The sequence below is a fragment of the Micromonospora sp. NPDC052213 genome (assembly GCF_040679695.1).
In the GTDB taxonomy this organism is placed as follows: domain Bacteria; phylum Actinomycetota; class Actinomycetes; order Mycobacteriales; family Micromonosporaceae; genus Micromonospora.
Map to the genome: position 1 here is coordinate 1 of NZ_JBFAVI010000070.1, position 25,122 is coordinate 25,122.

Here is a 25,122-nt window from a genome sequence, read left to right on the forward strand (position 1 = left end):
GGGGGTGACGGGGTCGGTCCGCCATCCCCCCGCGGACCGACCCGGACGTCTCAGGCGACCGGATCAGGATCGCGCCCAACAGGGCGGCCAGGAGACGCACAGGTGGGACTATAGGTAACTTATGTCCGTTTTGTCGAGCAGCCGGGCTGGTGGCGTCTTCACGTCGCGGCGAGGATCACCGGTTCCGAGGTGAGGTAGTAGCGCTGGCCGTCCCCCGTCGGGTCGACCGGCTCGCGGAGCCGCTCCACGGCCACGAAGCCGCCCGCCGCGTACGCCGCGCCGGGCGCCCAGCCGATCCCGTCCGAACCCGCGTTCAACGCGAACCAGGACCGCTGCGCCCCCGTCACCGGGTCCAGCGTCACCAGGTCGTTCGCCTCGGTCAGCAGGTGCACCCGGCCGGGCTGGACGGCGAGCAGCCGCGCCGCCGGCAGGTCGGGACGGCGCCACAGCTCCGCGCCGGTACGGGCCGAACGGGCGACCGGCACCCCGTCGACCACCGCCACCGCCGTCCCGTCGACGAGTCCGGCGTCCGGCCGGTCCAGGGCGGGGGCGGGGACCGGCTCCCCGTCGCCGACCAGCCACCCCCGGCCCGCGTCCTCCCCCGGCGCGGCGGTCCGCAGGGCGGCGCACCCGACCCGACCGGTCCCGCAGCCCACCGGCGTCGCCACCAGCTCGTCGCCGGCCCCGGGCGGCCGCCACCGGACGCCGACCACGCCGGTCGCGGCGTCGCGGAACTCCACCACGGCCGGACCCGCGCACGCGTCCACGGTGATCAGCTGCCCCGACGCCGTCGTGCCGACCGCCTCCCGGCAGCCGGGATCCGCGTCGGCCCGCCAGAGTTCACGGCCGTCGGCCAGGTCGATGCCGCGGGCGCCCGCGCCGGTCGTCACCACCACCTGCCGGCCGTCGGCGGCACGGGCGACGAAGACACCCTGGGGATCCCAGACCGTGGCCGCGCCGGTGCGCCGAACCGTCCGCTCCCCGACCGGCGCCGGCCCCGCCGCCTCCCAGGCCACCCGGCCGGTACGCGCGTCCAACGCCACGAGCCGCCCGTCCGACCAGCGGCTGACCACCGTCGTCCCGCTCGCCACCACCCCGTCCAGCTCCGCCGGCCAACGCCGGTACGACCAGTACGGGGTGGTCCGGTGCCGGCCGTCGACCGGTCGGTCGGCGTAGATCTGGCGGTGGGCGGCGTAGACCCTCAGCCGGCCGTCCACGATCAGCGGGGCGACCGGGAGCCGGCCGACCACGCCGACGGCCGCGGCGGCGGCCGGCGGGTACGCGCCCCGGGCGGGCGTGCTGACCTCGGCGGGGGCGAGCACCCGGTGGACCGTCGCCGCGACGGCGGCGGTGGCGAGCAGCGCCGCGACCGCCACCACGATCCGTCGCCGGCCCTTCGGGAACCCCATGCGCACCTCCGCCCGGCACCCTACCCAGCAGGGGCGGTCAGGGCCCTGTCAGGTCGCCGCGTGCCCTCAGGCCGCCTCGGCGGTGCCGGTGGCCGCCGCCGCGGCCAGGTCGGCGAGATCCTGCCGCAGGGCGCGCTCGACCGCCCGGGCGGCCAGCCCGCCGAGCAGCAGCGCGACCACCCGGCCGTACGGGGCGGTCGGTACCGCCTCCTGCTCGACGGTGACGGCGGTGCAACCGCGGCGACGCCGCTCGACCGGGCGCAGCGTCCAGGTGATCCGGTAGTCCACCCCGGCGCCCCGCGAGCCGAGCACCAACCGCCGGGGCGGCTCGGCCTCGATGACGACGAACTCCTCGACCAGCGCCGTGCCGTCGGGCTGGGAACGGGTCTCCCGCCAGGCGGTGCCCGGGCCGAACGCGCCGGGGGTGAGCACCTCCACCGGGCCGGTGGAGCGCCGGGTGCGGGTGGTCAGGTCGGTCAGCAGTCGCCAGAGGTCGGCGTCGTGCGCCTCCACGAACTCCGTGACCGCCACCGTCGACATGCCACCTCCCGTGTCGTCGACGGTACGCCGGGTGAGCGCGGAACGGGGCCCCCGGGAGCGGAATTTCCCCGCCGGAGACCCCGATTCCGGGCCGGGACCCTGTCAGCGGCCGAACTGACCGGCCCGTATCCCGCCCACGAAGGCCGCCCACCCCGGCGGGCTGACCGCCAGCGTGGGGCCGGCCTGGTCCTTGGAGTCGCGCACGCCCACCACACCGAGGACGTCGACCAGGTTGTCCGCCACCTCCACGCAGAGGCCCTGGTCGTTCGAGCGGCTGCTGGTACGCCAGACCGCGCCCGGGAGATCGTTCATCGTCGTCACCTTGTTCCTGTCGTCGGGACGCCCGCCGGCGACCGGGACCGGGGCCGGAAAGGGAGCGTCCGGCCCGGCCCGGCGCGGCATGGCGACGGAATCCGCGACGATCAACGGCGCAAGGACGGGCGCCGGTCGCACCATCTGTGCGACCGGGGTCCGTCGTGCGCGGAGGTGGGCGGGACGGGCTGGCGGAGGTGACGCCGGCCGTTCGCGCGGCTCCGCCCGGCCCGTCGGTGGAAGGTCAGCGCGCGGCGACGACCGTCCCGGTGACCTCGCCCAGGGCGATGGTGGTGCCGTCCGGGCCGGGCGCGGTGGCCGTGATGCTCACCGTGTCGCCGTCCTCCAGGAACGTGCGGGTCTCGCCCCCGGCGAACTTCACCGGCTCGGCCCCGCCCCACGTCAGCTCCAGGAACGAGCCGACCTGCCCCCGCTCAGGCCCGGAGACGGTGCCCGAGGCGTAGAGGTCGCCGGTGCGCAGCGAGGCGCCGTTGACGGTCAGGTGCGCCAACTGCTGCGCCGGCGTCCAGTACATGGTGGCGAACGGCGGCTCGCTGACGCGCTCACCGTTCCACTCCACCGAGAGGCGCAGGTCCAGCCCGAGGTGCGGCACGTCGCGCAGGTAGTCGGCGACCGGCGGGTCCTGGTCGGGCGCGGGGACGAAGGCGTCGCCGAGCGCGTCCAGCGGGGTCACCCAGGCGGACACCGAGGTGGCGAAGGACTTGCCCAGGAACGGGCCGAGCGGCTGGTACTCCCAGGCCTGGATGTCCCGGGCCGACCAGTCGTTGACCAGCACCACGCCGAACACGTGGTCGGCGAAGTCGTCGGCGGGGACCCGCGTGCCCAGCGGGCTGGGCACGCCGACCACGAAGCCGACCTCGGCCTCGATGTCGAGGCGTACGGACGGGCCGGTGACCGGGCCCTGCGCGGTGGCCCGCTGCCCGCTGGGCCGCACGACCGGGGTGCCGGAGACGACCACCGTGCCGGCCCGGCCGTGGTAGCCGATCGGCAGGTGCTTCCAGTTCGGCAGCAGGGGCGGTTGACCGGGGCGGAAGATCTGCCCCACGTTGCCCGCGTGGTGCTCGGAGGAGTAGAAGTCGACGTAGTCCGCCACCTCGAACGGCAGCACCATCCGCACCTCGTCCAGCGGCACCAGCAGCGGCTCCACCGCCGGCCGGTGGGCGGCGTCGGTGAGCAGCTCGGTCACCCGCCGCCGGACGGCCGTCCACTGCGGGCGCCCGAGGGCCATGAAGTCGTTGAGGGTGGGCCGGCCCAGCGTGCCGGCCGCCAGCACCAGGCCGGCCGCCTCCGCGCCGGCCAGGTCGAGCACGAAGTCGGCGATGCGTACGCCGACGCGCGGCTCGCGCTCCCCCTGGCGGAACACCCCGTACGGCAGGTTGGCCACCCCGTACGACGATCCGTCGGCACCCGTCACCCAGCTCATGCCGGCCCTCCGCTGCGCTCCGTGCCGCCCTGAGGCATCACCGGCCTGCAAAGATGATTCGCTCGCTGACGCTCGCTCATGCGTCGAAGCCCCCGTTCACCAGCCCCAGCCGGATCAGATCGGTCAGTGGTTCCAGGATGCTGCACGAGCCGAAGCCGACCCACAGCGGGCGCGCGGCGGCCAGCGCGCCCTCGACGCGCTGCACCAGCGGGCGCGGGTCGGTCGCGGTGAGCAGCTCGGCGACCCGCTCCACCCCGGCGCCCTCGGCGGCGGCCAGCGTCGCGGCCAGCACGTTGGCGAAGCCGTGGTGGGTGAAGCCGGTCTCCGGGTCGAGGTGCCGGACCGCCTCGTGCAGCCCGGCGGTCAGCTTGAACGGCAGGCCCCGGTCCCGGCAGCCGCAGATCACCGCGGCCAGCTCGGCCGGGGTCGGGAAGAGCTCGGCGGCCAGCCCGCCGGTGCGGAACTTCGCCGCGACCGGCAGCCCCTCGGCGCGGGCCGCGGCGAGCGCGTCCAGCGCCCCCATCAGCCCGAACGTCAACGGCACCTCGGCGTAGACGGCGAGGCCGCCGGCGGCGGGGGCGTCGGCCCGGTTCGCCCGCCGGGCCAGCCCGACCAGCTCGGTCAGGCCCGGCAGCGGGTCCTCGCCGCGCTTCGCGACCGCCGCCTCAACCTGCCGGACGCGGATGCGCGGGTCGACCCCGGCCCGCGCATCGTCGAGCCGGGCGACCGGCACGTCGCCGATGACGCCGACCTCGATCTCCTCCCCCGCGTCGAGCAGCGCGGCCAGCTCGGGCAGCCGCGAGGCCGGGACCAGGAGCGGGCCGACGAGGTCGGCGTACCAGGAGGCGCGGTGCCGCCGGTGCGCGGCGACGGCGTCGGGCAGCAGCGCGCTGCCGGGCGGGAAGACGGCGGCGTCGTCGACGAGGCCGTCGAGAAGCGCGGGCACCTGCGTTGACACGAGACAAGAATGTACGGGACGCTACAAGGAACGGACAACAGCGTCCGATTATCGGACACCGTTGGATCGGTGAACGGGACGAACCGGGAGGCGAGATGCCGTACTACCGCAGCGTCGGCGAGGTGCCACGCAAGCGCCACACCCAGTTCCGTCAGCCCGACGGCAGCCTCTACGCCGAGGAGCTGATGGGTCAGGAGGGCTTCTCCTCCGACTCGTCCCTGCTCTACCACCGGCACGCGCCGACCGCGATCGTGGCGGCCGAGGAGTTCGCCCCGCCGGCGTTCACCAGGGTGCCCAACCTGCCGCTCAAGCCCCGCCACCTGCGCACCCACAAGCTCGACGGGGCCGGCGCGGACCCGGTGCTCGGCCGGCAGTACCTGCTCGCCAACGACGACGTGCGGATCGCGTACGTGCTGGCGGACCGGCCGTCGCCACTGTTCCGCGACGCGACCGGCGACCACTGCCTGTACGTCGAGTCGGGCACCCTGCGGGTCGAGTCGACGTTCGGCGTGCTCGACGCGGTGGCCGGCGACTACGTGGTCATCCCCACCTCGACCATCCACCGGCTGGTGCCCACCGGCGACGAGCCGGTCCGGCTGCTCGCCGTCGAGGCGGCCGGCCACATCGGCCCGCCCAAGCGCTACCTCTCCGTCCGGGGCCAGTTCCTGGAGCACTCGCCGTACTGCGAGCGGGACGTGCGCGGGCCGGACGCGCCGCTGCTGGTGGACGAGACCGACGTGGAGGTGCTGGTCCGGCACCGCCGCGGTTGGACCCGCTACGTCTACGCCCACCACCCGTTCGACGTGGTCGGCTGGGACGGCCACATGTACCCGTGGGCCTTCTCCATCCACGACTTCGAGCCGATCACCGGCCGGATCCACCAGCCGCCGCCCGTGCACCAGACGTTCCAGGGCCCGAACTTCGTGATCTGCTCGTTCGTGCCGCGCAAGGTCGACTACCACCCGGACGCCATCCCGGTGCCGTACAACCACCACAACGTCGACTCCGACGAGATGCTCTTCTACACCGGCGGCAACTACGAGGCCCGGCGCGGCTCCGGCATCGAGCAGGGCTCGATCTCGCTGCACCCGTCCGGCTTCACCCACGGCCCCCAGCCGGGCGCCGCCGAGCGCTCGATCGGCGCCGACTTCTTCGACGAGCTGGCCGTCATGGTCGACACCTTCCGCCCGCTCGACCTCTGCGACGCCGCCGGGGCCTGCGAGGACGACGGCTACGCCTGGACCTGGGCGCGCCGCCCCTAGACCGTCGTACGCGTCAGGACGGCGAGCTCGGCGGCGGCGGCCGTGGCGATGGCGAGGACCAGCGGCCACGGGGTGCCGACCAGGGCGTAGAGCAGGATCAGCGTGGGCGCGGCGGCTGCCGCGTAGACGGCCAGCGCCAGCGTGCGGTCGGAGCGCAGCAGGCCGGGCAGGATGCTCCGGGTCAGGCCGGGCAACTTGGCGGCGAAGCGCCAGACCACGAGGGCCCCGCCGAGCGCCGCGAACGCCGCCGCGACCCGGGACAGCCCGGCGCTGCCCGGCGCCATGCAGGCGATCAGCACGGCGGTGATCATCGTCCAGCCCGCGCCGTAGACCACGAGCTGGCGCAGGCCCGTCGAGATGGTGCGGCCGGAGTCGACCCGGCCGGGGCTCATCGCGGCGGCCTCGGCCAGGTGTTCCAGCGCCTCGCTCCAGCGCCGCTGCTCCAGCCGGAGCACCCCGATGTCGTGCCGGGCCTCGGCGAGCTGCGGGTCCAGCCGCAGCGCCTCGCGGTAGGCCCGCTCGGCCAGGTCGAACAGCTGCATGTTGGCGGCGACCAGCCCCAGCACCAGGTGCGCCTCCGGCTCCTCGGGAGCCAGCTCGACCCCGCGCCAGGCCGCGTTCAGCGCCGGCTGCCCGTTGCGCGCGCCGGCCAGGATCGCCGCGGCGCTGCGCTGGGCGTACGCATCGTCGGGCCCCAACGCGAGGATCCGGTCGGCCGTGCGGGCCGCCTCGGCGTACTCCTCCAGGTCGGTCAGGGCGAGGGCGCGGGCGAGCAGCGCCGGCACGGCGTCCGGCGCGGCGGCGACCGCGGCGTCGGCGGCGGTGCGCGCCTCCGTCGGTCGGCCGGCCGCGAGGTGCACCCGGGACAGCATGGTCAGCGCCCCGGCGTTGGCCGGCTCCAGGGCGACGGCGTAGGAGACCTCGGCCGCGGCCTCGTCGTAGCGGCCCAGCTCGGCGAGGAGCTGCGCACGCTGGAGGTAGCCGTGGAAGGCGGAGCGGTCGGAGGTGGCGTCGCTGGACATCGCGGCGAGCCTAGGCGGCCGGAGCGTCGTACACCAGGGCCACCGCGATGCCGGTGAGGCCCTCGCCGCGTCCGGGGAAGCCGAGGCCGTCGGTGGTGGCCGCGGAGACGGTGACCGGCGCGCCGACCGCCTCGGAAAGCACCCGCTGGGCCTCCTCGCGACGCGGGCCGATCTTGGGCCGGTTGCCGATCACCTGCACCGACACGTTGCCGATCGCGAAGCCGGCGGCCCGCACCCGGCGGGCGCTCTCGGCCAGCAGCGCGACGCCCGACGCGCCGGCCCACTCCGGCTGCCCCACCCCGAAGTTGGCGCCCAGGTCCCCGAGGCCGGCCGCGGAGAGCAGCGCGTTGCAGGCGGCGTGCGCGGCCACGTCCGCGTCCGAGTGCCCGGCCAGGCCATCCTGGTCGGGCCAGAGCAGACCGGCCACCCAGCACGGCCGGCCCGCCTCGAAGGCGTGCACGTCGGTGCCGATGGCCACCCGAGGAACGATCATGCGACGAGGGTACGCGTCAACCGCCGGCGGCCAGCAGGTGCTCGGCCAGCGCCAGGTCGAACGGGCGGGTGACCTTCAGCGCGTACTCCGAGCCGGGGACGCAGAGCACCGGGACGCCCTGCTTCTCGACCAGGCCGGCGTCGTCGGTGAGCGGGTCACCGGCGGCGGCGTGCGCGGCGGCCAGCACCGCCCGGCGGAAGCCCTGCGGGGTCTGCACCGCCCGCAGGGCGGAACGGTCGACGGTGCCGAGGACGACCTCGCCGGCGCCGACCTCCTTGATCGTGTCGACCACGGGAAGCACCGGGATCACCGCGTCGTGCCCGGCGCGGACGGCCGCCGCGACGGACTCCACCAGGTCGGGCGGGGTCAGCGCCCGGGCGGCGTCGTGCACGAGGACGATCTCCGGGCCGGCGGGCACGGCGGCGAGGGCGGCGGCCACGGAGGCCTGCCGCTCGGCGCCGCCGGGCACCACGGTCACCGGGGCGACCGGGCCGAGCATGTCGCGGACGGCCGTCACCTCGGCGGCCGGAGCGGCCACGACGATGGTGTGCACCGAGGGCGCGGCGGCGAGCCGGCGGACGGCGTGCACCAGCAGCGGCTCCCCCCGCCAGCAGGCGGAGGGCTTTGGGCCGGCCGGGCCCGAGGCGTACGCCGGCACCGGCCGCAGGCACGAGGACCGCGACGTCACCGCACGGATTGAGCTGCGCGGTCACGTCGCGGTCCTCGGTGGTTTCTTCGCTACGAATCGGGTACGACGATGCTGTGGGGACTAGGCCTCGGTGAGCACCTTGTCGAGCAGCGTCTCCGCCTCGTCCTTGGTGCTCTTCTCGGCCAGCGCGACCTCGCCGACGAGAATGTCGCGGGCCTTGGCGAGCATGCGCTTCTCGCCCGCGGAAAGGCCCCGCTCCCGCTCCCGGCGCCACAGGTCGCGGACGACCTCGGCGACCTTCAGCGGGTTGCCCGAGGCCAGCTTCTCCAGATTCGCCTTGTAACGCCGCGACCAGTTGGTCGGCTCCTCGGTGTGCGGTGCACGGAGCACGTCGAAGACCTTGCCGAGGCCCTCTTCGCCGACCACCTCGCGCACACCCACGATCTCGGCGTTCTCGGCGGGCACCCGGACCGTCAGGTCACCCTGCGCGACCCTCAGGACGAGGTATTGCTTAGGCTCGCCCTTGATGACCCGAGTCTCGATTGCCTCGATGAGTGCGGCCCCGTGGTGGGGGTAAACAACGGTCTCGCCGACACTGAAAACCATAGGTTCGAAACCCCTTTCGCTGTGTCTAGGGTAACACGCTCAGGCACCGATGTCTCACCGCTGTCCTGACCGTTGGCGCAGCTCAGGGGCCCTGTGAGAGGTATTTCTTCGGCTTGACAGACCATCAAACCGATGATTCGAACACGCTCCGTAACCTGTGGATGACGGGCCGGTACGAGTGACGCGAACGTCGAGATCAAGGGCTATGCGCTCCTCCCATGGTATCCCGCCGCCCGCGTATGCGCCCAGGTGTAGCGGTACGAGGGCCCGTGCGGGACGCTGGAGGTCGAGCCGCTGTCCGCTCACCGAGACGTCCTGGGGGGTCCGATGGGCAAGCCCGACGCAGACGGCCCCGAACTGCCCGACCTGCCGCCGGAGTGGGGCCGGGTGGTCGTGCCGGACGACGCCTCCGCCCTGGCGGCCGAGGCCGAACAGGTCCGCCGCGAGCTGCGCGCGCGGGCCGGTCAGGGCGGCCCCCGCCGGGTCACCCGGTCCCCGCTCGCCCTGCCTCTGCTGATCCTGCTGGTGGCGGTGCTGGCCACGGTCGCCGGCCTGATGACGGTCACCTGGCCCCGCTCCGGCCGGACCGCCCCGGGGCCCACCCCCGCGCCGTACGCCCCGCCGACCGGGATGACCGGACGGCCGCTGCCGGCGCTGGACCTGGTCGACGCGGGGCAGTCACCGGTGCCGTTGCGCGGGCTGCTGCCCGCGATGATCATCCTGGTGGACGGGTGCACCTGCCCGGACGACGTGGCCACCGCCGCCGCCCTGGCGCCCGCCGGGGTCACGGTCGTCACCGTCGCCGGGGACCGGCCCGTACGCGTCTCGCCGCCACCCGCCGGGGCGACCGTACGACCGCTGGCCGACCCGGCGGGCGGGCTGCGCGCGTTCCTGCACCTGCCGCCCCGCCCCGGGGTCGCCGCCGCGCTGCTGGTCGACCGGGCCGGGACGCTGGTCACGGTGGTGCCCGAGGTGCGCTCCGCCGAGGACTACCGCGCCGACCTGGCCGGCCTCGCCGCCTGATCCGGCGCCCGGCGTCTCCCCGGCAGCCCGGCGACCCGGGGGCCCCGCGCGGGGCGCCGGCGCGTCAGGGCAGGCCGACCAGCTGCGCGTCCACGCGGAGCGGTTCGGCGTCGGCGGTCGACAGCGAGACCCGGAACGGCCCGCCCGCGGCGGTCAGCTCGATCGACACCACCGTCCCGTCGCACCCGACCGTCGGGAAGGGGACGGCGGCCCTGATCCGCTCGAGTACGACCAGCAGCTCACCCGGCCCCGTGCAGCGGTACTGGAGCAGGAAGCGGGTGGCGGCCTCACCGGCGGCCTGTTTGACCACCCGGCCGTTCTCCCGGCCGAGCGTCGCCCGCTCCCGCCAGATCGTGTTCGGAAGACGGCCGAGCCGACGCGCCTCGGGATCGACCCGGACGCCGGCCCGCCCCCCGGAGTCGACCCGGAACGCCGCACCGGTGAGCGGGTCGACCCGGAACGCGGCACCGGTGCGCGGGTCGACCCGGAACGCGGCACCGGTGCGCGGGTCGACCCGGAACGCGGCACCGGTGCGCGGGTCGACCCCGACGGTGGCTCCGCCGTCGCTGTCGCCGGGCAGGGACCAGACGGAGACGACCCCCTCACCGTCGACGGTCACCCTCGACGAGACGATGGGGTCACCGGTGCCGGGCACGTACCCGGACCGGCTCTGCGCGGACGGGGCCGGCGCGCCGGCCGCCGGGCCGGTGGCCGGCGCGCCGGTCTGCCACCACCAGCCCCCGGCGACCAGGGCCGTCAGGGCCGACCCGGCCAGCACCGCCGCGCGCAGCCGGTCGCCGGCCGCCACGGGTCCCCGGACCGCCCCGGCGTGCGGGCCGTCCGCCACTGCCCCCGGCCGGTCTGCCGCCTCCGCGTCCATTACCAGAGGGTAACCGCGGCGCGCCCGCGGCGTCGCTGTCAGTCCTGCCGTTCGAGGAGCGCGGCGTAGAGGGTCAGGCCCGGCCCGAACGCCAACATCACCACCCGCCGCGGCGGCGACGCGGCCCGGCGCAGCCGGTCGAGGATCAGCAGCACCGTCGGCGACGAGCAGTTGCCGTGCTCGGCCAGCGTCGCCCGGGACGCCGCCAGCCCCTCCGGCGGCAGGGCCAGCTCCCGCTCGACGACGTTGAGGATGCGCGGGCCGCCCGGGTGCACGGCCCATCCGTCCACCCCGGACAGCGTCGCGCCGTACCGGGCCAGCAGGTCGTCGACCAGGCCCCGGACGTGCCGGGAGAGCACCTGCGGCACCTTCGGCGACAGCCCCATCCGGAAGCCGGTGTCGGTGACGTCCCAGGTCATGTGGTCGGCGGTGGAGGTGTCCGTGACGGAGGTGACCTCACGCAGGGCGTACCCCCGGCCGCCGGGGACGACCACGGTGGCGACCGCGGCGTCCGAGAAGAGCGCGTGGGAGACGATCTGCTGGGTGTCCACCCGGGCGCTGGACGGCTGGATGTGCAGGCTGGTCAGCTCCGCGCAGAGCAGCAACGCCGGCCGGCCGCGGGCGGTCACGAAGTCGCTCGCCGCGCCCAGCCCGGGCAGGGCCGCGTAGCAGCCCATGTGGCCGACGAACATGCGCTGCGTGTCCGGGGCCATGCCCAGGTCCCGGGCGAGCAGGATGTCCAGCCCCGGGGTGGCGTACCCGGTGCACGAGCAGACCACGAAGAGCCCGACGTCCCCCGCGGCGAGGCCGGCGGCCGTCAGCGCCCGGCCCACCGCCTCCTTGCCCAACGGCAGCGCCTCGACCTGGTAGCGGCGCATCCGCCGCTCCGTCGGCCAGTCGGAGACGTCCTCCAGCAGCGGGTTGACCGCGGCCTGGCGGCGGGTGACCCCCGAGTGGGCGAAGATCCGCTGCGCCAGCGCGCGCGTGCTGCCGGAGAAGTGCTTCGAGAAGAAGCCGTCCCACAACTCGTCCTGCGCCGCCGACGGCGGGTGTGCCGTCCCCAGCCCCGCGATCACCGGTACGGCCACGATGCCCACCTCTCGTCCGGCCCTGCGCGCCGGGCGGCCCGCCCCGCCGCCGTCCCCCGTGCCGGGGACCGCTCCGTCCGCCGCCCCGGCGGACCTCCCACGCTCACCAACGAGGGACCGATCCGTCGCGGTCCGGGTCGCCGCCCAACGCGGCGACGCCCAGCCAGTCGGCGCAGACGTCCGAGGTGGCCGGGTGCAGCGAGCCGCAGCGGGCATCCCGGTAGAGCCGCTCCAGCGGATGCCCCCGCCGGGTGGCGGAGGTGCCGGCCGCCTCCAGCATCGACGCCGCCACGTCGGCGGCGGTCGTGCCGGCGAGCAGCTTTGCCCGCCACACCCAGCGGTTGGTCTCCGCGTCCCCAGGCGCCTCGTCCACCCGCCGGGCGGCCTCCGCGACCACCAGGTGGGCGGCCGCCACGGCGGCGTCGGCCCGGCCGAGGCGGGACCGGACGGCCGGCAGGCCGGCGAGGTTGCGGGCGTTCAGGTGCTCGGCCGCCGCGTCGACCGCCGCCCGGGCCACCCCGACGTAGACGGCGGCGTAGCTGGCCACCAGCCAGTGCGGCATGAGCTGGGCGACCACCAGGGCCAGGCCCTCCACGCCGCCGAGCAGCCGGTCGGCCGGCACGGTCACGTCCAGGTGCAGGTCGTGCGAGGAGGTCGCCCGCATGCCGAGCGAGTCCCAGGTGGGCTCGACGGTCAGCCCGTCCCCGGCCGGCACCAGGAACTGGGAGACCACCGACTGGTCGGCGGCGCTGCGGGCGGCCACCAGGTAGCCGTCGGCGTGCCCCGCCCCCGAGCAGAACGTCTTGCTGCCCTTGAGGTGGTATCCGCCGTCGACCGGCTCGTAGACGGTGCTGAGCTGGGACAGCCGCGCGCCGGCGCCGCGCTCGCTCATCGCCACCGCGTACCAGGAACCCTGGGCGGCGGCGGTGAGGAGCCGGTCCCGGGCGGCCAGCGCCTCGTCCGGCACGCCGAGCGCCTCGGCCAGTTCCTCGGTCACCGCGCCGAGGGCGCCGGTGACCGAGGCGTGCATGTTGAACACCAGGGCCGTCGCCCCGTTGCCCCGGGCCAGCTCGGTGGCGACCGCCGCGTACTCCGCGAAGGTGGCGCCCGCCCCGCCCAGCTCGGTGGGGACCATCAGGCCGAACAGCCCGGCCTCACGCAGATCCCGGAAGTCCTCGACCGGGAACGAGCCGTCGCGGTCGTGCCCGGCCGCCCGGGCGGCCAGCCTCGGTGCCAGGCGGCGAGCCGCCTCCAGCGCGTGCAGCGTCATACAGCCCCCTCCTCGGCCCTGTCCTACCCAGGGACCCGATCCGCTATCCGCTCCGCGTGCCCCGCCCCTGGTAGAGCACGGCGGTCGACCAGGTCGGCACGATCCGGGGCGCCGCACCGGCCACCGCCGGCCGCGGATGGCCGGGAACCGGCGCGCCCGTACGACCGACCACAGTCCCGCCCGGGTGGACGGCGGCGGGCGCGGCAGGCCGGTCGGTGACGGTCGCGCCCGGACGGTCGGCGTCGGCACGGTGGACACGACCGGTGGCCCGGAGCCGGCGGGCCAGCCAGCCGAGCAGCCCGGGCACGCCCGGCCGGATCCCCCGCAGCCGTAGCCGGACGCCGTGCCGGGCGCACTCGGCGACGAGCGCCCGGGCGTCCACGAACAACCGTGGGTCGTGGATGCCCCTCGGCACGGTCGGCAGCCGCTCGGCGATCCGGACGGCCAGCAGCCGGCTCAGCGCCGTGTCGTTCAGCGTGTCCAGCACGAGCAGACCACCGGGGCGGAGCAGCCGGCACGCCTCGGCCACCGCGCGCCGCCAGTCCGGCACGTGCTCCAGGATCTCGCCCGCGGCGACCACGTCGGCGCAGCCGTCGGCCAGCGGGACGGCGGTGACGTCGCCGTTGACGGCGGTCACCCCGTGCGCGGCGGCCTGCGCCAGGGCCGACCGGGTGAGGTCGACGCCGACGTGCCGGTAGCCCTTGCCGGCCAGGTGCGGGGCGAGCAGCCCGGCGCCGCAGCCGAGGTCGACCAGGAGGGCGTCGGGGCGGGTCGCCGGCGGCACGAGTGCGGCGCGCGCCTCGGCCAACCAGTGCAGCATCGCGAACGCGCCGTCCGGACGCCACCACTCGCCGGCCAGGTCGTCGTACTGGCGCGGATCGTTGCGCGGCAGGGTGCGGCCCGCGTCTCGCATGGACCGAGCGTGGCACGACTGCCCGGTAACGACCAGACTTTCCTCATGTCGTCAACGGTGCTAGGGCTGGTCAGGGCGAGCCACCCGGAGCCGGCCGCGGCGGTCACCACCGTGGCCGGGCTGCTCGCCTGGGGCACCGGGCACCGGCCGGCCGGCGTCCTGGCCGTGGCGCTGACCGTGGCGGCCAGCCAGCTCGCCGTCGGCTGGGCCAACGACGCGCTCGACGCGGACCGGGACGCCACGGTGGGGCGTACCGACAAACCGGTCGCCACCGGCGCGGTGGGCCGGCGCACCACGGCCGTGGCCGCTGCGGTGGCCGCGCTCGCCACCCCGGCGCTGGCGCTGGCCACGGGCCCGGCCGCCGCGCTCTGTGCCACCGTCGGGCTGGTCTCCGCGCTGCTCTACGACTGGCCGCTGAAGTCGACCCCGGTGTCGGTGCTGCCCTACGCGGTGTCGTTCGGGTCGCTGCCCGCCTTCGTCGTGCTGGCGCTGCCCGGGGCGCCGGCCCCGCCGGTCTGGCTGGTCGCCGCCGCGGCCTGCCTGGGCGCCGGGGCACACTTCGCCAACGTCCTGCCCGACCTGGCCGACGACGCCCGGACGGGGGTCCGCGGGCTGCCGCACCGGCTCGGCCCGGCCGGCAGCCGCGCCGCCGCCGCCGGCCTGCTGCTCGCGGCGACCGCCACGCTGGTCGTCGGGCCGCCCGGACGGCCGTCGGGCGTCGGCGTGGCCGCGGTCGCCGCCGCCGTCGTGGTGCCGCCCCTGAGCTGGTACGGCGGGCGCGGCGCCGCCCGGGCCGGAGGTCGGCCCGTGGCCGCGTTCCGGGCCGTCATGCTGATCGCCCTCATCGACGTCGTCCTGCTGGTCACGAGCGGCCGGCTGGTCTGAGGTCCGCCCCGGGGAGTGGCATTCCCGGGTCGGCGTGCGGGGGCGGATCAGGCCCAACTACCCTGGAGCGCGGTCTGCGCGGGCATGGCCACCGTGCCCGGCGTGAGCACCGGGTGGGATCGTGACGAGGAGGACCGACGTGACGCGCTCGATCAGGGGTTCCCGGCGGGCGGCCCTGCTGCTGTCCGGGCTGGCCGCGGCGACCGGGCTGCTGCTGTCCGGCTGCGGCGCCGGCCAGATCGCCGAGACCGCCAACAAGGAGCCGTCGGTCCAGGGCGTCAACCTGAATGTCACCCTGCCGGCCGGCGAGGGTTCCTACGCGGTCCGTGGCCTGCTGGTCGAGTTCCCGGGCGTCGAGGGCTACAAGGCGGGCGCCAACGCCGTCCTCAACGCCGTGATCTACAACGACTCGAAGAAACCGGTCACCGTGACCGTGACCACCGACAGCGCCCGCGAGGTCGTGATCACCGGTAAGGGGGCCGCGGCCAGCCCGTCGGCGTCGCCGTCCGAGTCCCCGTCGCCCACCCCGTCGGAGTCGGAGTCGGCCAGCCCGGGCGCCTCGGAGAGCCCGTCGGAGTCGGTCAGCCCCGGCGCCCCGGAGAGCCCGTCGGCCCCGGAGAGCCCGGCCGCGCCCGCCGGCGAGCCGGCCCGGATCGAGATCCCGCCGCTGAGCTACGTGCAGCTCAACACCGAGGCCGACCGCGTCCTCCAGCTCATCGGCCTGAACGAGGCGCTGCGCTCCGGGCAGAACGTCATCCTGACCTTCGACTTCGGCAACGGCGACACGGTCACCGGCCCGGCGCCGGTCGCCGTGCCGCTCACCCCGGCCGCGCCCCCGTCGCAGATCGTCGAGCGCCTGGGCGGCTACGACGAGAACGAGGGCGGCGGCCACTGACCCTCCGCCCGCTGTTTCCGACGACACCGTCGGCGTGGTGACCGCCACGCCGGCGGTGTCTTCGTCGTACGCGGGGACTAACGTCCCCATGTGACCACCTCCCGATCGACGTCCCCGCGCGCCGCCGGCGGGCGCGGCCGGGCGTCCAGCCGCGAGCCCCGACCGGCCTACGAGTGCGACGCCTGCGGGCACCAGCCGCCCAAGTGGGTCGGGCGCTGCCCCGAGTGCGGCGAGTGGGGCTCGGTGGTCGAGTGCACCGTCACCGGCCCGACCGTCTCCGGCAAGGTGGTCAGCTCGCGGATGCCGGCCGAGCCGGCCCGGCCGATCGCCACCATCAGCGCCGCCCCGGCGCGGGCCCGGCCCACCGGGGTCAGCGAGCTCGACCGGGTGCTCGGCGGCGGCCTGGTCCCCGGCGCGGTGGTGCTGCTCGCCGGCGAGCCGGGCGTCGGCAAGTCCACCCTGCTGCTCGACGTCGCCCAGCAGTGGGCCGCCGGGGCCGGCAGCCCGTCGCTGGTGGTCAGCGGCGAGGAGTCGGTCAGCCAGGTCCGGCTGCGCGCCGAGCGGATGGGCACCCTGCACGACCAGCTCTACCTCGCCGCCGAGAGCGACCTCGCCGCGGTGCTCGGCCACCTCGACGCGGTCAAGCCGGGCCTGCTGGTGCTCGACTCGGTGCAGACCATCTCCACCACCGGCGCCGAGGGCGTGTCGGGCGGGGTGACCCAGGTGCGGGCGGTCACCGCCGCGCTGGTCGCGGTCGCCAAGGAGCGCGGCATCGCCACCGTGCTGGTCGGCCACGTCACCAAGGACGGCCAGGTCGCCGGCCCCCGGGTGCTGGAGCACCTGGTCGACGTGGTGCTGCACTTCGAGGGCGACAAGCACTCCTCCCTGCGCATGGTGCGCGGCGTGAAGAACCGCTTCGGCGCCGCCGACGAGGTGGGCTGCTTCGAGATGCACGAGGGCGGCATCAGCAGCCTGGCCGACCCGTCCGGGCTGTTCCTGACCCGCTACGCGGAGCCGGTCCCGGGCACCTGTGTCACGGTGGCGATGGAGGGCCGCCGGGCGTTGGTCACCGAGGTGCAGGCCCTGATCGGCGCGACGGTGGCCGGGTCGCCCCGGCGCACCGTCTCCGGGCTCGACTCGGCCCGGCTCGCGATGGTGCTGGCCGTGCTCCAGCGCCGCACCGAGCGGCTGACCCTGCACGACCGGGAGGTCTTCGCGGCCACCGTCGGCGGCATCCGGGTGGTGGAGCCGGCGGCCGACCTGGCGGTCGCCCTGGCCGTCGCCTCGGGCGGGCTCAACCTCGCCATCGCGCCCCACCTGGTGGCGATCGGCGAGGTCGGGCTCACCGGCGAGGTGCGCCGGGTCGGCGCGGTGCCGCGCCGGCTGGCCGAGGCGGCGCGGCTCGGGTTCCGGCTCGCGCTGGTGCCGACCGGGTGCGGGCCCGAGAGCACCGGCGTGACCCCCGGGGGCATGCGCGTGCTCGAGGTCACCGACGTGCGCTCGGCGCTCCAGGCCGTCGCCCGTGCGTCGGCGGAGTGAGCGGCGATGGCCGGGCGACGGGACCGCCGGGGCGATACCGGACAGCCGGGCCGCCGGCTCCCGGTCCGGGCGACCTGGGGCATCGCGACACATCACAGTAACCACGACAGCACCCACCGCAGGGCAGTCCGTAGACTGTGCCCGTGCCGATCGACCGCGATACCACCAAGCCTGCCGGCGCGACGCCCCACGCCCGCACCGGCGCCGTGGGCTCGCCCGCCCGCCCGATCAGCGTGAGCGTGACCGGCGGCGCCGGGGGTGCCGGCGACCCGCTGCGGGCCAACCTGGCACTGATGGCCCCGGGCACGGCGCTGCGCGACGGCCTCGAGCGGATCCTGCGCGGCCGCACGGGCGCGCTGATCGTCCTCGGCTACGACAAGGTCGTCGAGGGGCTCTGCACCGGCGGGTTCCCGCTCGACGTCGAGTTCTCCGCCACCCGCGTCCGCGAGCTGTGCAAGATGGACGGCGCGGTCGTGCTCTCCAGCGACGGCACCCGCATCGTCCGGGCGGCCGTGCATCTGATGCCCGACCCGAGCATCCCCACCGAGGAGTCCGGCACCCGGCACCGCACCGCCGAGCGGGTCGCCCGGCAGACCGGCTACCCGGTGATCTCGGTGAGCCAGTCCATGCGGATCATCAGCCTCTACGTGAACGGCCAGCGGCACGTGCTGGACGACTCGGCGGCGATCCTGTCCCGCGCCAACCAGGCGCTCGCCACGCTGGAGCGCTACAAGCTCCGGCTGGACGAGGTCTCCGGCACCCTCTCCGCGTTGGAGATCGAGGACCTGGTCACCGTACGGGACGCGGTCGCGGTGGTGCAGCGGCTGGAGATGGTCCGCCGGATCGCCGACGAGATCGCGGGCTACGTGGTGGAGCTGGGCACCGACGGCCGCCTGCTGGCCCTCCAACTCGACGAGCTGATGGCCGGCGTCGACGCCGACCGCACCCTGGTCATCCGGGACTACCTCCCGGCCGGCCGGAAGTCCCGCACCCTCGACGAGGCGCTGGTCGAGCTGGACCTGCTCGGCGCGACCGAGCTGATCGACCTGGTCTCCGTCGCCAAGGCGATCGGCTACCCGGCCGCCTCCGACGCGCTGGACGCGGCGGTCAGCCCGCGCGGCTTCCGGCTGCTCGCCAAGGTGCCCCGGCTGCCGGTGGCCGTGGTCGACCGCCTCGTCGTGCACTTCGGCAGCCTCCAGCGCCTGCTCGGCGCCACGGTGGAGGACCTCCAGGCCGTCGAGGGGGTCGGCGACGCCCGCGCCCGCGGCGTCCGGGAGGGGCTGTCCCGGCTCGCCGAGGCGTCGATCCTGGAGCGCTACGTCTGACCCGGGCCGGCTCGGGCGGCTCGGGGCCGCTCAGCCGTCGGTGATGGTGAGCTTCACCGGCTCGCTGAGCTTGGTGCCCACCCGGGCGAAGACCTGGTACGTCCCGGCCGGCGGGTTCGGGCCCGCCGCCACCCCGTTGGCGCACTTGCTGCTGTCGCGGCCGTTCCAGCCCACCTGGTAGGAGCGCTCGAAGCCCGGCGTGAAGGACTGCGGGTCGGAGCCCTTGCCGGTGCCGCAGGTGTCGGACGACCAGATCTTCTCGGCCCCCGACTTGATGAACAGCTCCTGCTCGTCGGCGCCGACGTCGCGGCTGCACGTCCGCTCGGACCGGTTCTTCACCTTCAGCTGGAGGTCCACCACGGCCCCGCGGACCACCGACGCGGGCAGGGCCACCGGCGTCACGGTGATCTCGGCGTCCGTGCAGACACCGTCGTCGGCGGCCGGCACGACCGGCGCCGCCGGCGGCGTGTCGGTGGTGGTCGGGCCGCCCGACGGGTCGGCGGCGCCCGGGTCGCCCGACGCGCCCGGCGAGGGCCCGCCGGTCTGCGGGCTCAGCACCGGGCCGGTGGGTCCCGGTGTCGAACCGGGCGACGTCGTGCCCGACGCGGGCTGCGCGTCGCCGCTGTCGTCGGCCTTCCGGTCCGAACCGGTGCACGAATAGAGCAGGACAATCAGGAAGAGAAGCCCCGCTCCGAGCACGACGGCGCGACGCCGCCAGTAAACGGCGGGTGGCAGGGGGCCGACCGTCAGACGCATGATGCCCCCACCGTAGCGGCGCGGGGCTCGGCAGCCCGGCGCGACGCGCCGAGGTGTCCGCAGCTCACCGTTCCCACCCTCCACATGCGACGATCATGTCTGCCGACGGTGTTCCGCCGGCGACGCAGGGTCGCGGGTCAGAGATACACCTTGCGCTGGTAGATGGCGTGGGCGCCGGCGACCCGGTCCAGGAAGAGCAGCCCCGCGCAGTGGTCGATCTCGTGCTGCAGGGCCCGCGCCTCGAACCCGTCGGTCACCAGCCGTACGGGCTTGCCGCTGCCGGGCAGCACGCCCTCCACCACCAGCCGGCTGGCCCGCTTGACGTCGCCGGTGAGGTCGGGCACCGACATGCACCCCTCCCGGGCCACCTTCCACCGGCTCGCCTCGACGACCCGGGCGTTGCACAGCACGAAGGTGCCGTGCACGGTGACCGCCTTCGGATGGCCGGTCACGTCGACCGCGAAGACCTGCGCGCCCACGCCGATCTGCGGGGCGGCCAGCCCGACGCAGCCCGGCGACACCCGCATGGTGGCGACCAGGTCGGCCGCCAGGCGTACGGTCTCCTCGGCCGTCGGGTCGACCTCGCCGCCGTGCCGGCTGAGCACCTGGTCGGGGGCGGACACCACCGGCCGCACCTCCCCCGGCGCGTCCAGGGACTCCGGGGTCCAGCCGCCGAGGCCGGCGTACGCCTCGCTCTCCGGGGCGCGCTCGTCGCCGGTCACAGCAGATCCGGGTCGGCCGGGCGGAGGGTCACCCCGACACCCAGGTCGGCGGCGGTCGACGCGAGCCGGCCGGCCACCTCGTCGGCCGTGCCGGGTGGCAGGTCCACCTCGGCGACCACCACGTAGAGCGACCCGGTCAGCCGGGTGCTCAGGTCGGTGACGTTGCCGCCGGCGTCGGCGAGCACGCGGGTCATCGCCGCGACGATGCCCATCCGGTCCGCGCCGTGCACCGCCATCACGTACGGCTCGCCGGCCGGAGCCGTCTCGCCGTCGGGGGTGACCTCGCGTACGGTCGCCAGCAGCTGGCCGTCGGCGGAGAGCGGCGCGAGCGCGGCCTCGACGTCGGCGGCGGCCGGGCCCACGCAGACCAGGGTCATCGCGAAGTGCCCCCGCAGCCGGGTCATCGTGCTGTCGGTGAGGTTCGCGCCGAGCCGGGCGAGCACCTCGGCGACGTCGGCCACGATGCCCGGCCGGTCCCGGCCGATGACGGTGATCGCGAGCTCGTTCATCCGGGCATTCTGCCCGATCCGCCGGGCGCCGCCGCAGCGCCCCGCCCAGGTCGCCCAGCCAGCGGGACGGCACGGCGAGCCGCGAGCCCCGCCGCCCGCGCCGCGTCGGCGGCGAGCCGCGTGACATCATCGGCGGCGCGATGTCTGAGCCCACTTTCGCCACCCTGGTCAGCCGGTGGTACGAGGAGAACGCCCGCGACCTGCCGTGGCGGAAGCCCGACGTCACCCCGTGGGCGATCCTGGTCAGCGAGGTCATGCTGCAGCAGACGCCCGTCGTGCGGGTGCTGCCCGCCTGGGCGGCGTGGCTGGACCGCTGGCCCGACCCGGCCGCGCTCGCGGCGGACAGCCCGGCGGAGGCGATCCGGATGTGGGGACGGCTCGGCTACCCCCGCCGGGCGGTACGGCTGCGGGAGTGCGCCGTCGCGATCGTCGAGCGGCATGGCGGTCAGGTCCCGGACCGGCTGGACCAGTTGCTGGCCCTGCCGGGCGTCGGGACGTACACGGCCCGGGCGGTGGCCGCGTTCGCGTACGGTCAGCGGCACCCGGTGGTCGACACCAACGTACGGCGGGTGGTCTGCCGGGCGATCGCCGGCGAGCCGGACGCCGGCCCGGCCACCCGCCCGGCCGATCTGGTGGCCACCGAGGAACTGCTTCCCGTCGAGCCGGCCGCCGCCGCGCTGGCCAGCGCGGCCTTCATGGAGCTGGGCGCGGTGATCTGCACCGCCCGCGCACCCCGCTGCGGAAGCTGCCCCGTCGAGGCGGTCTGCGCCTGGCGGGCGTCCGGCCAGGAGGCCCCCGCCGGCCCGAGCCGACGCCCCCAGCGGTACGCCGGCACGGACCGCCAGGTGCGCGGGCTGCTGCTCGGCGTGCTCCGGGAGGCGACCGGCCCGGTGCCGCACCAGCGTCTCGACCAGGTGTGGGCCGACGACGTGCAGCGGGCCCGGGCGCTCACCGGGCTGGTGCGGGACGGCCTCGTGGAGCCGGTGGGCGAGTCGTCGTTCCGCCTCGTCGGTGACGGCCCACCGGTCCCCGTCGCGCGCCTCCCGGCATGACGAAAGGGCCGGCCCCGTTCGGGGCCGGCCCTTGTCGTTGGTGGTGTGTGGATCAGGCGGCGTAGCCGCGGGTGGCGATCCAGTCGGCGAGGGCCTCGGTGGTGATCCAGTAGGAGGCCTGGGCCGGGTTGGCGGAGTCGGCGATCTTGACGGTGTCGCCGTTGTCGCGGTAGCCGACGACGCTGATGTAGTGGCCGCCCTCGAAGGAGTGGACGCCGCCGTCGGTGTCGGTGGCGGTGCCGGCGATGTTGGCGACCACGGCGCGGCCGTCGTCGACGGCCTTGCGCACGTCGGTGCGCAGGGTGTCGGTCTGCTTGTCGTCGGCGTTGGGGGTGGCGATCTCGACGCTGCGGTAGGCGTTCTTGCCGGTTTCCTTGTTCAGGACGGGGGTGATGTCGTTGATGGAGTCGGTGCCGGCCTCGGTGGTGCCCATCTGCTTGGCCATGGCGTCGACGTTGATGTCCTTGCCCTGCACGCTCAGGGCGTTGCGGGTGGCGGCGGGGCCGCAGTAGTAGAAGTTCGGCTGGGCCTCGTAGCGCACGCCGAGTTCCTTCTCGCCGTTCTTGCGGTCCTGGGTGGCGGCGGCGGGCTTGGTGTCGGTGGTGGGGGCGGCGTGGGCGGCGGTGACGGGGCCGGCGATGGCGCCGCCGGTGAAGGCGAGGCCGGCAGCGGTCAGGGCAGCCTTACGGATCAGATCGGTACGCATGATGAAGCACCTTTCGATCGGGGGTACGCGGCACACACCAGAAAGGGGGGCGGGTGCGCCGCGGGTGAGGAAAGGTCACGCCAGAAGGGGGGTACGCGCCCGGTGTACGGGGGTCCCGGGGGATGTAACGACGTGGGTCCGGCCGGCATTCCGGCCGTCGCCCCGGCCCGTGGAATCGGCTCGGGGGTCACGCGCTCACGACGGTTACAACGCCCCGGGCCCCCGGCCCATGCCCGCCCGGGTGGTGGCGCCCGCCACCGCAATCCACCACCAACCGGACACCACGCCCAAGACCGTACCCACGTGCCCTCGCCGAACCGGACACCCACCCCAGGCAGGCCCTCAGCCGCAGCCGGTGGCACGGTTGACGAGGCGCAACCCTGCGCCCGCCCGCGACGGCACGCCTGCCCCATCTGGGCGGGCAGCTCGACAGGGACCGGCAGCGGTACCCGAGCTGATCGTCTGGACGTCGTCCGGCCTCCGGCCCCGATCCGGTCAGCGAGGCGCGTCGGGTGACCGTCCGCATGGACGTTGTCGACCTGACTCGTCCGCGACCTCGCCGGCCAACCCCGACGCGGACCAGCCCGTGACGAGCACCCGCCGAGCCCGCTCACCGGCGGAGGCCCGACTCGCCGTGGCCGCCGCGGCCCGGGGGCGGGACTGCTGCGACCATGACGGCATGGAGATCTGGAACAACCCGTCCTGCTCGAAGTGCGCCGCCGCCCGGTCCGCCCTGGACGAGGCCGGTGTGGGTTACGGGGTGCGCCCGTACCTGGACCGGCCGCCGAGCGTCGCGGAGTTGACCGAGGTGCTGCGCCGGCTCGGCGCGCGCCCCTGGGACGTCTGCCGGACGCAGGAGCCCGCCGCGGTCGCCCTGGGCATGGCCGACTGGCCGCGGGACGAGGCGGCCGAGCCGCGCTGGATCGACGCGATGGTCACCGCCCCGGAGCTGATCCAGCGGCCCCTGCTGCTGCTCGACGACGGGAGCGCGCTCGTGGGCCGTACGCCGGAGGCGGTGGCGGAGGCGGTGCGCCGCAGCGGCGCGGTGCCCAGCGGTGGCGCGGAGCAGGCCGCCCCTCGCCCCCGGTGAACGGGTGAACCGGTGACGCGTTTCCGCCCGTAGCCGCCGGGAAAGCGGCCTGCTCGGAGTGCACCCGCCGCACGCCGAGGAGGAGGGGTCGATGTCGCGCCGGAGCCTGTCCACCGCCGTCCCGCAGCGACTCACCCCGGTCGCCGGGGCGCCGCTGTGGTGCGACGCGCGCGAGTACGGGCTGCGCGGCGACGGCGTGACGAACGACCAGCCGGCGCTGTCCGCCCTGGTGGACCGCCTCGGCGAGGGGTACGCCGCCGACGGGCGGGCCCGGGTGATCTACTGCCCGCCGGGGATCTACTCGATCCGGGACGCGGGCACGGTGTGGCGCAGCGGCGTGTCGCTGATCGGCGCGGGCCCCGGAGCGACCCGGTTCCTGCTGAGCAACGAGGGGAACCGGGCCGAGCCGACGCCGCTGGCCTTCTGGACCACCGTGCAGCACGGCGCGAGCCGCGACCGGCACATCGCCGACTGCACCTTCGCCGACTTCGAGATCGACGGCTCCGGGGTGGCGATGGTCGAGTACAGCTACCTCGCCAAGGGGCTCGGCCTCCAGTACGTCGTGCGCGGCGTCTTCCGCAACCTCTACATCCACCACACCGGGGCGACCGGCCTCGGCTGCGACTTCCTCCAGGACAGCCTCATCGACGGGGTGGTCGTGATCGGCTGCGGTCGCCTGGACAACGGCGAGGAGATGGGCGGGGCCGGCATCGGCGTCGGCATCGGCGGGTGGGGCGAGGTGGAGCGGCTCACCATCGCCAACTGCACGACCGTCGGCAACGGCACCAACGGGATCTTCCTCGAACTGCAGAAGGACCACTGGACGCCGCCGCGCGGCTACCGCATCATCGGCTGCCACAGCCAGGCCAACCGCTTCGGCATCTCCGACTGGGGCGCCGACGGCCTGATCGTCTCCGCCTGCACCCTCACCGGCAACCTGGAGGCCGGCTTCGACGTCTCCGCCAACGGCACGGCGGGGGTCGCGGGCCGCGGCGGGATCCTCACCGACTGCGTCATCGACCGCAACGTCCGCGACGGGGTCAGCATCGGCAACACGCCGGGCCCGTACACGATCCGTGGAAACCGGATCAGCGCCAACGGAGGGTACGGCCACCACGAGCACGACCTCGGGCACGGCTACCGGGGCGCGGCGGCGGACGTGGTCGTCGACAGCAACGAGTTCTGGGACAACGGCCTGGACGCGATCCGGATCGACCGGCCGATGACCGACGCGGTGGTGGTGAACAACCGCATCCGCAGCAACGGTCGGCGGTGCGCCCCGGCCGCGGCCGGCGGGGGCGAGTCGGTGCGCTACCACGACCGGTCCGTGACCGACCAGACGGCGCACTGGCCGCGCGACGGACACCGGGGCAAGGTGGTGCGGGTCGGGTCACGGACAGCCGTCGTGGTGTCCAACACCGACACCGGCCTGACCCTCGCCGAGGTGCGGGCGGACTCGCCGACCGGGTGGAACGAGGACACGCCGCCGCCCGGCGCGTCCTACGAGCTGCCGGCCGCGCCGCCGGTCCGGGCCGGCATCACCGTCAACGCGGCGGTCGACTCCGCGACGGTGCGGGGCAACCGCGTCTGGGACCACCGCGACGAGCAGACCCAGACCCACGCGCTCTGGATCACGCCCGACGGCAGCTGCGTGTCCTGCCGGATCGAGGACAACGACTTCGCCGGCAACGCGGTCGGGCCGGTGCGGCTCGACACCCCGCCGGTCGGCGGCCGCTGGGACCGCAACCACCACGACGAGAGCTGATGCCCGCCG

General features: G+C 75.4%; 24 protein-coding genes and 3 pseudogenes. 9 read left to right on the forward strand and 18 right to left on the reverse strand.

The features are described from left to right. Nucleotides 1-158 precede the first annotated feature (158 nt). The 5 genes from AB0L34_RS18275 to AB0L34_RS18295 all read right to left on the reverse strand — a co-directional run bounded on the left by AB0L34_RS18275 (nucleotide 159) and on the right by AB0L34_RS18295 (nucleotide 4,663). Nucleotides 159-1,409, reverse strand: a complete 1,251-nt coding sequence (locus AB0L34_RS18275; RefSeq protein WP_363705572.1) for a PQQ-binding-like beta-propeller repeat protein — start codon at nucleotides 1,407-1,409, stop codon at nucleotides 159-161. A gap of 66 nt (nucleotides 1,410-1,475) precedes the next feature. Next, the gene (locus AB0L34_RS18280) at nucleotides 1,476-1,949 is read right to left on the reverse strand and encodes an SRPBCC family protein (RefSeq protein ID WP_363705573.1); all 474 of its coding nucleotides are present in this window, start codon (nucleotides 1,947-1,949) and stop codon (nucleotides 1,476-1,478) included. A 102-nt stretch (nucleotides 1,950-2,051) separates the two neighbouring features. After that, the gene (locus AB0L34_RS18285) at nucleotides 2,052-2,261 is read right to left on the reverse strand and encodes a DUF397 domain-containing protein (RefSeq protein WP_357463406.1); all 210 of its coding nucleotides are present in this window, start codon (nucleotides 2,259-2,261) and stop codon (nucleotides 2,052-2,054) included. 244 nt (nucleotides 2,262-2,505) lie between these two features. Then, nucleotides 2,506-3,705, reverse strand: coding sequence for a fumarylacetoacetase (gene fahA, locus AB0L34_RS18290; protein ID WP_363705574.1), 1,200 nt, complete (start codon nucleotides 3,703-3,705; stop codon nucleotides 2,506-2,508). 76 nt (nucleotides 3,706-3,781) lie between these two features. Continuing rightward, the gene (locus AB0L34_RS18295; RefSeq protein WP_363705575.1) at nucleotides 3,782-4,663 is read right to left on the reverse strand and encodes a hypothetical protein; all 882 of its coding nucleotides are present in this window, start codon (nucleotides 4,661-4,663) and stop codon (nucleotides 3,782-3,784) included. Nucleotides 4,664-4,758: 95 nt separating this feature from the next. On the opposite strand from AB0L34_RS18295, the gene AB0L34_RS18300 reads away from it, so the two are divergent. Next, nucleotides 4,759-5,925, forward strand: coding sequence for a cupin domain-containing protein (locus AB0L34_RS18300; RefSeq protein ID WP_363705576.1), 1,167 nt, complete (start codon nucleotides 4,759-4,761; stop codon nucleotides 5,923-5,925). On the opposite strand, the gene AB0L34_RS18305 is transcribed toward AB0L34_RS18300, so the two are convergent. The 4 genes and pseudogenes from AB0L34_RS18305 to AB0L34_RS18320 all read right to left on the reverse strand — a co-directional run bounded on the left by AB0L34_RS18305 (nucleotide 5,922) and on the right by AB0L34_RS18320 (nucleotide 8,695). Further along, nucleotides 5,922-6,947: a tetratricopeptide repeat protein gene (locus AB0L34_RS18305; protein WP_363705577.1), complete on the reverse strand. Its 1,026-nt coding sequence runs from the start codon at nucleotides 6,945-6,947 to the stop codon at nucleotides 5,922-5,924. The two genes, AB0L34_RS18300 and AB0L34_RS18305, sit on opposite strands and share 4 nt — an antisense overlap. 10 nt (nucleotides 6,948-6,957) lie before the next feature. Then, nucleotides 6,958-7,440, reverse strand: coding sequence for a 2-C-methyl-D-erythritol 2,4-cyclodiphosphate synthase (gene ispF, locus AB0L34_RS18310; RefSeq protein ID WP_350706742.1), 483 nt, complete (start codon nucleotides 7,438-7,440; stop codon nucleotides 6,958-6,960). Between the two features lie 16 nt (nucleotides 7,441-7,456). After that, nucleotides 7,457-8,153, reverse strand: a pseudogene (gene ispD, locus AB0L34_RS18315) (2-C-methyl-D-erythritol 4-phosphate cytidylyltransferase). 56 nt (nucleotides 8,154-8,209) lie between these two features. Further along, nucleotides 8,210-8,695, reverse strand: coding sequence for a CarD family transcriptional regulator (locus AB0L34_RS18320; RefSeq protein WP_007073334.1), 486 nt, complete (start codon nucleotides 8,693-8,695; stop codon nucleotides 8,210-8,212). Between the two features lie 327 nt (nucleotides 8,696-9,022). Here AB0L34_RS18320 and AB0L34_RS18325 point away from each other — a divergent pair, with 327 nt between their 5' ends. Next, complete coding sequence (locus AB0L34_RS18325; protein WP_363705578.1) at nucleotides 9,023-9,718, forward strand: hypothetical protein; 696 nt, start codon at nucleotides 9,023-9,025, stop codon at nucleotides 9,716-9,718. A 64-nt stretch (nucleotides 9,719-9,782) separates the two neighbouring features. Here AB0L34_RS18325 and AB0L34_RS18330 read toward each other — a convergent pair whose 3' ends face one another. The 5 genes and pseudogenes from AB0L34_RS18330 to AB0L34_RS18350 all read right to left on the reverse strand — a co-directional run. Further along, complete coding sequence (locus AB0L34_RS18330; RefSeq protein ID WP_363705579.1) at nucleotides 9,783-10,598, reverse strand: hypothetical protein; 816 nt, start codon at nucleotides 10,596-10,598, stop codon at nucleotides 9,783-9,785. 38 nt (nucleotides 10,599-10,636) lie between these two features. Continuing rightward, the gene (locus tag AB0L34_RS18335) at nucleotides 10,637-11,686 is read right to left on the reverse strand and encodes a type III polyketide synthase (protein ID WP_363705580.1); all 1,050 of its coding nucleotides are present in this window, start codon (nucleotides 11,684-11,686) and stop codon (nucleotides 10,637-10,639) included. A gap of 103 nt (nucleotides 11,687-11,789) precedes the next feature. Next, nucleotides 11,790-12,956, reverse strand: a complete 1,167-nt coding sequence (locus tag AB0L34_RS18340; RefSeq protein WP_363705581.1) for an acyl-CoA dehydrogenase family protein — start codon at nucleotides 12,954-12,956, stop codon at nucleotides 11,790-11,792. 43 nt (nucleotides 12,957-12,999) lie between these two features. After that, nucleotides 13,000-13,080, reverse strand: a pseudogene (locus AB0L34_RS18345) (bifunctional 3-demethylubiquinone 3-O-methyltransferase/2-octaprenyl-6-hydroxy phenol methylase); the annotation flags it as partial. 144 nt (nucleotides 13,081-13,224) lie between these two features. Then, nucleotides 13,225-13,869: pseudogene (locus AB0L34_RS18350) on the reverse strand (methyltransferase domain-containing protein); the annotation flags it as partial. 45 nt (nucleotides 13,870-13,914) lie between these two features. On the opposite strand from AB0L34_RS18350, the gene AB0L34_RS18355 reads away from it, so the two are divergent. From AB0L34_RS18355 to disA, 4 genes are all read left to right on the forward strand, one after another. Then, complete coding sequence (locus AB0L34_RS18355; RefSeq protein WP_363705582.1) at nucleotides 13,915-14,754, forward strand: UbiA family prenyltransferase; 840 nt, start codon at nucleotides 13,915-13,917, stop codon at nucleotides 14,752-14,754. A 139-nt stretch (nucleotides 14,755-14,893) separates the two neighbouring features. Next, nucleotides 14,894-15,649, forward strand: coding sequence for a hypothetical protein (locus AB0L34_RS18360; protein ID WP_363705583.1), 756 nt, complete (start codon nucleotides 14,894-14,896; stop codon nucleotides 15,647-15,649). A 90-nt stretch (nucleotides 15,650-15,739) separates the two neighbouring features. After that, the gene (radA, locus tag AB0L34_RS18365; RefSeq protein WP_363705584.1) at nucleotides 15,740-17,188 is read left to right on the forward strand and encodes a DNA repair protein RadA; all 1,449 of its coding nucleotides are present in this window, start codon (nucleotides 15,740-15,742) and stop codon (nucleotides 17,186-17,188) included. 143 nt (nucleotides 17,189-17,331) lie between these two features. Then, nucleotides 17,332-18,513, forward strand: a complete 1,182-nt coding sequence (disA, locus tag AB0L34_RS18370; RefSeq protein WP_350706723.1) for a DNA integrity scanning diadenylate cyclase DisA — start codon at nucleotides 17,332-17,334, stop codon at nucleotides 18,511-18,513. A 30-nt stretch (nucleotides 18,514-18,543) separates the two neighbouring features. Here the strand turns inward: disA and AB0L34_RS18375 are convergent, their stop codons facing one another. The 3 genes from AB0L34_RS18375 to AB0L34_RS18385 form a co-directional block, all read right to left on the reverse strand. Beyond that, nucleotides 18,544-19,269: a hypothetical protein gene (locus tag AB0L34_RS18375; RefSeq protein ID WP_363705585.1), complete on the reverse strand. Its 726-nt coding sequence runs from the start codon at nucleotides 19,267-19,269 to the stop codon at nucleotides 18,544-18,546. A gap of 137 nt (nucleotides 19,270-19,406) precedes the next feature. Further along, the gene (locus AB0L34_RS18380) at nucleotides 19,407-19,991 is read right to left on the reverse strand and encodes a peptide deformylase (protein ID WP_363705586.1); all 585 of its coding nucleotides are present in this window, start codon (nucleotides 19,989-19,991) and stop codon (nucleotides 19,407-19,409) included. Further along, nucleotides 19,988-20,500, reverse strand: coding sequence for an ACT domain-containing protein (locus AB0L34_RS18385; protein ID WP_350686636.1), 513 nt, complete (start codon nucleotides 20,498-20,500; stop codon nucleotides 19,988-19,990). Before AB0L34_RS18385 ends, AB0L34_RS18380 begins: the two co-directional genes overlap by 4 nt. 140 nt (nucleotides 20,501-20,640) lie before the next feature. Between AB0L34_RS18385 and AB0L34_RS18390 the strand changes: the two genes are divergently transcribed. Continuing rightward, a complete protein-coding gene (locus tag AB0L34_RS18390; RefSeq protein ID WP_363705587.1) occupies nucleotides 20,641-21,552 on the forward strand; it encodes an A/G-specific adenine glycosylase in 912 nt (303 codons plus the stop codon). Nucleotides 21,553-21,604: 52 nt separating this feature from the next. Here the strand turns inward: AB0L34_RS18390 and AB0L34_RS18395 are convergent, their stop codons facing one another. Next, on the reverse strand, nucleotides 21,605-22,258 hold the full coding sequence (locus AB0L34_RS18395) for a C39 family peptidase (RefSeq protein ID WP_363705588.1): 654 nt from the start codon (nucleotides 22,256-22,258) through the stop codon (nucleotides 21,605-21,607). A gap of 586 nt (nucleotides 22,259-22,844) precedes the next feature. On the opposite strand from AB0L34_RS18395, the gene AB0L34_RS18400 reads away from it, so the two are divergent. Both AB0L34_RS18400 and AB0L34_RS18405 read left to right on the forward strand, forming a co-directional pair. Then, nucleotides 22,845-23,348 carry an ArsC/Spx/MgsR family protein gene (locus AB0L34_RS18400; RefSeq protein ID WP_363705589.1) on the forward strand — a complete coding sequence of 168 codons (504 nt, stop codon included), beginning with the start codon at nucleotides 22,845-22,847 and terminating at the stop codon, nucleotides 23,346-23,348. Nucleotides 23,349-23,439: 91 nt separating this feature from the next. After that, complete coding sequence (locus AB0L34_RS18405; RefSeq protein WP_363705590.1) at nucleotides 23,440-25,113, forward strand: right-handed parallel beta-helix repeat-containing protein; 1,674 nt, start codon at nucleotides 23,440-23,442, stop codon at nucleotides 25,111-25,113. The last annotated feature ends 9 nt before the right edge of the window (nucleotides 25,114-25,122 follow it).

Excerpts from the sequence above, each read along its gene's own strand:
- AB0L34_RS18390 (WP_363705587.1), top strand. The coding sequence starts at position 20,641 with ATGTCTGAGCCCACTTTCGCCACCCTGGTCAGCCGGTGGTACGAGGAG.
- AB0L34_RS18320 (WP_007073334.1), bottom strand. The coding sequence starts at position 8,695 with ATGGTTTTCAGTGTCGGCGAGACCGTTGTTTACCCCCACCACGGGGCC.
- AB0L34_RS18280 (WP_363705573.1), bottom strand. The coding sequence starts at position 1,949 with ATGTCGACGGTGGCGGTCACGGAGTTCGTGGAGGCGCACGACGCCGAC.
- AB0L34_RS18285 (WP_357463406.1), bottom strand. The coding sequence starts at position 2,261 with ATGAACGATCTCCCGGGCGCGGTCTGGCGTACCAGCAGCCGCTCGAAC.
- AB0L34_RS18330 (WP_363705579.1), bottom strand. The coding sequence starts at position 10,598 with ATGGACGCGGAGGCGGCAGACCGGCCGGGGGCAGTGGCGGACGGCCCG.
- AB0L34_RS18340 (WP_363705581.1), bottom strand. The coding sequence starts at position 12,956 with ATGACGCTGCACGCGCTGGAGGCGGCTCGCCGCCTGGCACCGAGGCTG.
- AB0L34_RS18355 (WP_363705582.1), top strand. The coding sequence starts at position 13,915 with ATGTCGTCAACGGTGCTAGGGCTGGTCAGGGCGAGCCACCCGGAGCCG.
- AB0L34_RS18305 (WP_363705577.1), bottom strand. The coding sequence starts at position 6,947 with ATGTCCAGCGACGCCACCTCCGACCGCTCCGCCTTCCACGGCTACCTC.
- ispF (WP_350706742.1), bottom strand. The coding sequence starts at position 7,440 with ATGATCGTTCCTCGGGTGGCCATCGGCACCGACGTGCACGCCTTCGAG.
- AB0L34_RS18395 (WP_363705588.1), bottom strand. The coding sequence starts at position 22,258 with ATGCGTACCGATCTGATCCGTAAGGCTGCCCTGACCGCTGCCGGCCTC.
- AB0L34_RS18275 (WP_363705572.1), bottom strand. The coding sequence starts at position 1,409 with ATGGGGTTCCCGAAGGGCCGGCGACGGATCGTGGTGGCGGTCGCGGCG.
- AB0L34_RS18405 (WP_363705590.1), top strand. The coding sequence starts at position 23,440 with ATGTCGCGCCGGAGCCTGTCCACCGCCGTCCCGCAGCGACTCACCCCG.
- AB0L34_RS18385 (WP_350686636.1), bottom strand. The coding sequence starts at position 20,500 with ATGAACGAGCTCGCGATCACCGTCATCGGCCGGGACCGGCCGGGCATC.
- AB0L34_RS18325 (WP_363705578.1), top strand. The coding sequence starts at position 9,023 with ATGGGCAAGCCCGACGCAGACGGCCCCGAACTGCCCGACCTGCCGCCG.
- fahA (WP_363705574.1), bottom strand. The coding sequence starts at position 3,705 with ATGAGCTGGGTGACGGGTGCCGACGGATCGTCGTACGGGGTGGCCAAC.
- AB0L34_RS18300 (WP_363705576.1), top strand. The coding sequence starts at position 4,759 with ATGCCGTACTACCGCAGCGTCGGCGAGGTGCCACGCAAGCGCCACACC.
- AB0L34_RS18375 (WP_363705585.1), bottom strand. The coding sequence starts at position 19,269 with ATGCGTCTGACGGTCGGCCCCCTGCCACCCGCCGTTTACTGGCGGCGT.